The following is a 6,501-nucleotide window of genomic DNA, read 5'->3' on the forward strand; positions in this document are numbered from 1 at the left end:
ACAACTGATGGAGAAAAAACGCTTTGATTAGCCCTGAAGCAGAGGCATTGAAATTTTCTACTATAAACCAAGAGCACATGGTAATTCTTGATACTTAGCAGACCCGACATCCAATGCAAAACTACCTACATTGCTACTTACATCCCTAATTATATTCAGATAAAATGCCATAGCTTTGTGCAACCAATCTGCAATCATAGTGTTACGGTGGCATCTTTTAGGGGATTTTTCATTAGAAGGCTAGGTTTCAACAAGAGAAAGAAAATTGAATCTGGTCCTATTTTGATGACGTTTATTGTATAAACGCAAAGAAGTGTCTCGCAGGGCAAGAGGCGTTGTTTCGATATATACATTAAAAATTGCATAAGTAATGATTCATGCGCAATTTTTTATCATAAAAAGAGTATTCCATTTGAACGCTTTTATCTTATGAGCAAAATATAAGAAAGAAATATGCAAACTTCTGGATAAGTCGCTAAATTAAAAACAATCATAATTATCATTTTCTGACGTTGTTGATCTGTCGTTTGGCTAACAATAGATTTCAACCACAATGCGCATTATAAATCTAGAATAATTACCATAATGTGGAATGAATCAGCACTATTTATCCCTCCGACTCGAAATTCATTTTCCCTGTTTGTATAACCGTCATGGCGCAATTGGTATTTGTATAGTAAATATTTCAATTTGTTAAACATGTATCTTTACTTACGAAAAAAATCAAACGTTATACCCAATTGAAATAACAAGAATTATTCATAAATCACTTTTATCTCGCTATCAGGGTGTTCTTTTATATATCCAATACTTCCTTCTTTTAAAATTGAAATGAAAGATCTCGAAAAAGGAACCGACTGGACGGAATTATATAGACCCACAAAATTAGACGAAGTTGTCGGTAATCCGAAGGCAATACAGGAATTGAAAGAGTGGGCAATTTCTTGGGAAAGCGGGGAGCCAGAAAAAAAAGTCGCTGTCCTGATAGGTAGCCCAGGAACTGGCAAAACCAGTGCTGCACTTGCCCTCGCCAATGATTTCGGATGGGGCGTCATAGAGATGAACGCTTCGGACCAGCGCAACGCAGAAGCTATAAAAAGGATTGCACTTCGAGGGGCATTAGCTGATACATTTACAGACGAGGGTGAGTTTCTCTCATCCAAAGATGGATGTTTGAAACTCATAATACTTGATGAAGCAGACAATATATTCGGCAAGGAGGATTACGGTGGGGTTCCTGCAATCATTGATCTTATCAAGTCAACTAAACAGCCAGTGATTCTTATCGTCAATGATTTCTATGCATTGAGCAAGAAAAGCGAGATCATCAAATCGCATAGCAAACAGATTAGATTCAATAGAATTCAGCCCAATACGATCAAATCGGTTCTCAAAAAAATAGCTAAAGAGCAAGGGATTATTGTCAGTGAACGGGCGATCGATTTAATTTCTGCTAATTCAAATGGTGACCTGAGATCTGCTATAAGAGATTTTCAGGCAATAGCACTCGGCAAGAAGGAAGTTACGGACAAAGATACGGCAGTGCTAAGTGAAAGACTCATCACAAAATCGCTGTATGATCTCATTACCGAAGTCTTACATGGATCAAATCCATCAAGAGCTAGATCTATGTTTTCGGAGGTTAACGAAGAGCCAGAGCATGTCCTTTTGTGGATTGATGAGAATGTTCCTTTAGAATATAGAGATCCATCGGACCTATATGAGGCATATTTGATTCTTGCGAGGGCAGACGTATATCTCGGACGAGTCTTGAGACGCCAATACTATGGTTTCTGGTCATACTCCATTGATCTCATGAGTTTTGGTATATGCAGTGCAAAGAAAAAAAAGTACAAAGAATACGTGAAATACAGATTCCCGCTCTACCTAATGAAAATGTCTAGATCAAGAAGCTTAAGAAATGTTCGCGATGGCATTGCTACAAAACTGGGGTCGCTATGCCACTGTTCCGTCTATACTGCAAGGGATGAGATCCTTCCACATTTTCAATACATTTATCGAAAGAATAAAGATTTCAGAATCGCGACTTCCTTAGAACTTCAACTGGACGCTGAGGAAATTGCATTCTTATTAGACGAGAAAATCGATTCTAATGCAGTTAAGCATGTATTGACCGACGTTCAGAAGGTTCTTGGAACGAAATCCGTACCAGTTGAGAGGATCAATGATATCGAACCTATGAAATCCGGTGAGGGAAATAGGGCTGAAAGCATAGATAGCAATTTATCAACGACGCAACGGAGTCTTTTTGAATACTGAGCGCATCAGTTACGGTGTTGCAAATGAAACCGGAATTAAGGACCATTCTGGAGAAACAACAATACAGATTATACGGCGATCATGCGGCTGTAAAATTGTGCCATTGGGTCAGAGAAAGTCTTCTAAGGAATAGGTACTGTTATAAGCAGGAATTTTACGGTATCAAGTCACACCGGTGTTTGCAGATGACGCCAGTAGTGAATATGTGCACTCAGAATTGTATTTTTTGCTGGCGCGTTCAGGGATTCGAGTCGCTTCCAGAGCAATGGAGTGAGCCGGAGGACATGCTTGATGCCCTTTTAAATCAACAAAAACTATTGGTCTCTGGCTTCAAGGGTGACGAAAGGTGTGAGATTAAGAGATGGGAAGAGGCACGAAATCCAAAACATGTTGCAATTTCTTTAGCTGGTGAGCCAACAATGTATCCATATCTTAGCGATTTTATTGAAATATGTCACAAGAGAGGACTGACGACATTTCTCGTTACAAATGGAACTATGCCGAATGTTCTGGAGAACCTCTATCCTCTACCAACGCAGCTTTACGTGACTGTCGCTGCCCCTAACGAGGAAATATACAAGAGAGTATGTATACCAAAATTGCCTGACGGATGGAAGCGCCTGAAAAGAACTCTTGAATTATTACCATCGCTAGATACCAGAAAGGTGATTCGTCACACACTCGTTCAGGATTGGAATATAGGTTGGGAAGACGAATACGCAAAGCTCGATGAACTTGCTGATCCAACATTCATCGAACCAAAGGGATACGTATTCGTAGGCCAGTCAAGACAGCGATTGAACCTCTCAAACATGCCATTGCATTCATCGATCAAAGATTTTGCTAGACGACTTGGAATGATTTTGGGTCTCGAAATCCTAAAGGAAAAGAAAGACAGCAGGGTGGTTCTTCTTGGCGAAAAGCATAAAAAAACAATATTGCAAGGACTGGAATGATCATTTTAGTCTGATAGTCTCCAGATCCATTGGAGCTTTCGTTTCTACATTGAATTTTTTGTAGAGTGAGCTGGCAAGATCAACGCATTTATGTTCTTCGCCGTGACAAACAATAATCCGCTCAGGTTTTGGATCAAGTGATGAAACATAATTCATCAGTTGCCTTCTGTCAGAATGACCTGAGAAACCATCTACCGTTTCGACAGCCATTTTCAATTGAATGTTAATTGGCTTTCCTTTTTCAGTAAGAGTTAGATCTGTCCAACCTTTTTGAATCTTCCTACCGAGCGTACCTTCTGCCTGGTAACCCACGAATACCAGTGAATTTTTCTCATCGTCGGCCCACGCTCTTAGATACTCTATGACTGGGCCACCATTCATCATGCCACTCGTTGCGAGTACAACACAAGGATCAGGGTCGTGGCAAATTTTCTCGCGCATTTCATTGCTGTCTACGCGCTTAAAGATCTCGGATAAGAATGGATTTTGACCCATCTGAAATATCTGGGTGCGAAGCTGGCTATTCAAATATTCTGGGTAAGCGGTATGAATTGCGGTCGCTTCCCATATCATACCATCGAGGTAAACGGGAACTGTTGGTATTTTCGAAGTTCTCATAAATTCCTCCAACACAAGCATGACTTCCTGAGAACGCCCAACCGCAAATACGGGTATGAGAACCTTTCCGCTTTTTGAAAGTGTGCGCTCCACAATCCCCTTGAGTTGATTGGCAGCTTCCGTTCGAGATGGCTGGATATCATGGTGACCACCGTATGTGGCCTCAATAACAAGCGTTTCAAGTCTAGGAAATTTGTTGACAGTAGCATTAAAAAGCCACGTGCGCTCAAATTTCATATCACCAGTAAACGCAATATTATACAGACCATCACCTATGTGAAAATGAGCGACAGCGGATCCAAGAATGTGTCCAGCATTTTGGAAAGTGAGCCTGACATCTGGTGCAATATCGGTGGTCTCACCATATTTGAGCGGAATACAATGTGCTACAACTTCCCTAATATGTGATGATTCATATGGGCTCTTTTTGCCTTCTCCAAAGGATACCCTGATATAATCGAGCTGCAAAAGCGACATGAGATCCCTAGTTGGAGGCGTGCAATACACTGGCCCATCATAACCATACTTATACAATGCTGGAAGCAATCCGCAATGATCAAGATGTGCATGAGTAATTACAACACAATCGATCGAATCGATTGGTTGGATCTCTGGAGCGTTGAAATAGGGAGATCCATTATTGGGATCTGAGACATCCACGCCACAGTCAATCAGAATTTTGCTCTCACGGGTTGAGAGAAGCACAGCGCTCCTGCCGACTTCTCTGAACCCTCCAAGCGCTGTCATTCTAATCCACGTATCTCCTTCTAGTCGGGTTCTCATCAAGCGTCTTCCCACTTTTTTGAGAAACTCCTTGCGCTCATTTTGAATATGGCGCAAGTAGTATCTGATTTCTGAGACTGTCTTGGACGGGATCGGTGGAGCGCGGACGACTTTGGGTGCCCATCCAACCTCTTTCTTAATCTCGTTGAGCAACGTTCCCTGTTTACCGATAACTATGCCAGGCGCTCCGGCTTCGATCGTGACCTCTCCAGTTTCATGCTCGAAATAAATATCCGTGACTTGAGCTTCTGACGGAATGATTTGCCTCAGCTTCTGCTCAACAATTTCTGGATCCGCAAGCATTGTTGGATCGGGTCTGATTGCCACCCTCCTTCTCAGTGCCTGGGCAAGCTGCTTCACTATATCGTTGTTGGTGGCGAATATTTCCATATTCTTTGTATATACAACTACTAGTGGGCCCTCCAAGTCAACAGAAGTAATTTCAATATCAGGGGGTACAATCTTCCTGACCTGCGCTCTTATTTCCTCAAGTATTTTGTCCATGCTCATGCTCGTATCACACTTTAAACAGTTGGCCGAAAGCCAGCAATAGAGTGAGCTAGTTACGCCTCAATGCCCAGTAGCGCCATCCTGCTCTTGATATCTCCGGGAGAAAGCTCTCTGTAGCCATCCTTTCCGATAGTCACAACAGTCATTCCATCACCACTCGCAGAATCGCGCTTCATTGCGGCATTGAGTGCTCTGATTGCGATATCAATTGCTTCATTCATCGTAAGATTCTTGCGATAGTAATCCTCAAGAACACCGTATGCGAACGGCGATCCAGATCCTACGGAAACGTAATCATCCCGTATAGATCCACCAGCGGCATCTACCCCAAAAACGTGTCCTCCAGTTCTATCGATGCCGCCAATAATCAATCCAACATAATAATACCCGCCGATCCCTCCTCCACTTCGCAGTATGTTGGAAAGAAGGGTTGCTGCGGATTTCACGGACATCGGAACACCTCTTTTTAGTTTATAAAGCTCGACTTCCGCTCGAAGGTACCTTGCAAGAAGCTGAGCATCACCAACCAGACCTGCGACAGTGAGTCCCAAGTTATCATCAATCTTGAATACTTTTTGAACTTCCTTGTGTGCAATAATATTACCCATCGTTGCTCTGTGCTCAGATGCCAGCACGACGCCATCAGCGCTGACTATTCCAATTGTCGTTGTACCCTTCTTCAACTGTTCACTTTCCATCACATTACACCTTCCAAAATCAGCTGTTCAAAAGATAGATTTCTGTTGGTTTCTCGAATGAGACGACTCATATATATAATTTATTGATTTTTGATGCTTTAACACGAGAATATCAGACGTTTGAGGCTCGTGATTTCTCCAATGATATTACTTTTCCGTCCATCTTCATTGAAAACCATGATCGTTTGGAAACATTTTTGACTGTTGACGAATAGAATGAATTTACGTTTTGAAGAAAATCTTGAAATCATGCAACTTTTTGTGGTTTGAAATGCAGCACGAGGCAATTCCAGAGACTCGATCTATTGCCTATAAGTTTCTCTTATTCAACCCACTATTCTCTTTTCCTTTGCTTTTCAAGCAGCTCATCAAGCAGCATAGAAATAAGAAAAGAAACAGCTGTGCCAGCAAAAATACCGGTAACAACTCTCAGAATATTGATCGATTCGTAATTTGTCAACAACTGCAGAGAGCCATCTACAGCTAACGGAAGAAAAAGCAAAAGGAATGATGGAAGCGTTATCTTAAATCCTGGCATTAGTAATGAAGCAACCATTCCCAAAAAAAGGCCAATAAATATCCCGACGTCCCGGGAACAAAAAGGCATTTGGTTGCCATTTACAAAATAAGACCTTTCAGACTTCTGATGACAGTAT

Annotated in this window: 5 protein-coding genes; 2 read left to right on the forward strand and 3 right to left on the reverse strand. The window is 41.7% G+C overall.

Annotated elements, in window-relative coordinates; all coding sequences use genetic code 11:
• The first annotated feature begins 831 nt into the window (after positions 1–831).
• Together QW087_08105 and twy1 are read left to right on the forward strand one after the other, a co-directional pair.
• Entirely contained in the window at positions 832–2,280 is a 1,449-nt protein-coding gene (locus QW087_08105; GenBank protein MEM2944687.1) for a replication factor C large subunit, read from the forward strand.
• Positions 2,281–2,303: 23 nt separating this feature from the next.
• Positions 2,304–3,236 carry a 4-demethylwyosine synthase TYW1 gene (twy1, locus tag QW087_08110; GenBank protein MEM2944688.1) on the forward strand — a complete coding sequence of 311 codons (933 nt, stop codon included), beginning with the start codon at positions 2,304–2,306 and terminating at the stop codon, positions 3,234–3,236.
• On the opposite strand, the gene QW087_08115 is transcribed toward twy1, so the two are convergent.
• The 3 genes from QW087_08115 to QW087_08125 all read right to left on the reverse strand — a co-directional run.
• Positions 3,237–5,147 carry a beta-CASP ribonuclease aCPSF1 gene (locus tag QW087_08115; protein MEM2944689.1) on the reverse strand — a complete coding sequence of 637 codons (1,911 nt, stop codon included), beginning with the start codon at positions 5,145–5,147 and terminating at the stop codon, positions 3,237–3,239.
• A 53-nt stretch (positions 5,148–5,200) separates the two neighbouring features.
• Entirely contained in the window at positions 5,201–5,845 is a 645-nt protein-coding gene (psmB, locus tag QW087_08120) for an archaeal proteasome endopeptidase complex subunit beta (GenBank protein ID MEM2944690.1), read from the reverse strand.
• Between the two features lie 334 nt (positions 5,846–6,179).
• Positions 6,180–6,501: DUF2085 domain-containing protein (locus QW087_08125; GenBank protein MEM2944691.1), on the reverse strand; the 322-nt coding region annotated here is incomplete at its 5' end.

Source organism: Methanomassiliicoccales archaeon (assembly GCA_038850735.1).
GTDB lineage: Archaea > Thermoplasmatota > Thermoplasmata > Methanomassiliicoccales > JACIVX01 > JACIVX01.

Coding starts and splice junctions, on each gene's coding strand:
- QW087_08105 (MEM2944687.1), top strand. CDS start 832: ATGAAAGATCTCGAAAAAGGAACCGACTGGACGGAATTATATAGACCC.
- twy1 (MEM2944688.1), top strand. CDS start 2,304: ATGAAACCGGAATTAAGGACCATTCTGGAGAAACAACAATACAGATTA.
- QW087_08115 (MEM2944689.1), bottom strand. CDS start 5,147: ATGAGCATGGACAAAATACTTGAGGAAATAAGAGCGCAGGTCAGGAAG.
- psmB (MEM2944690.1), bottom strand. CDS start 5,845: ATGGAAAGTGAACAGTTGAAGAAGGGTACAACGACAATTGGAATAGTC.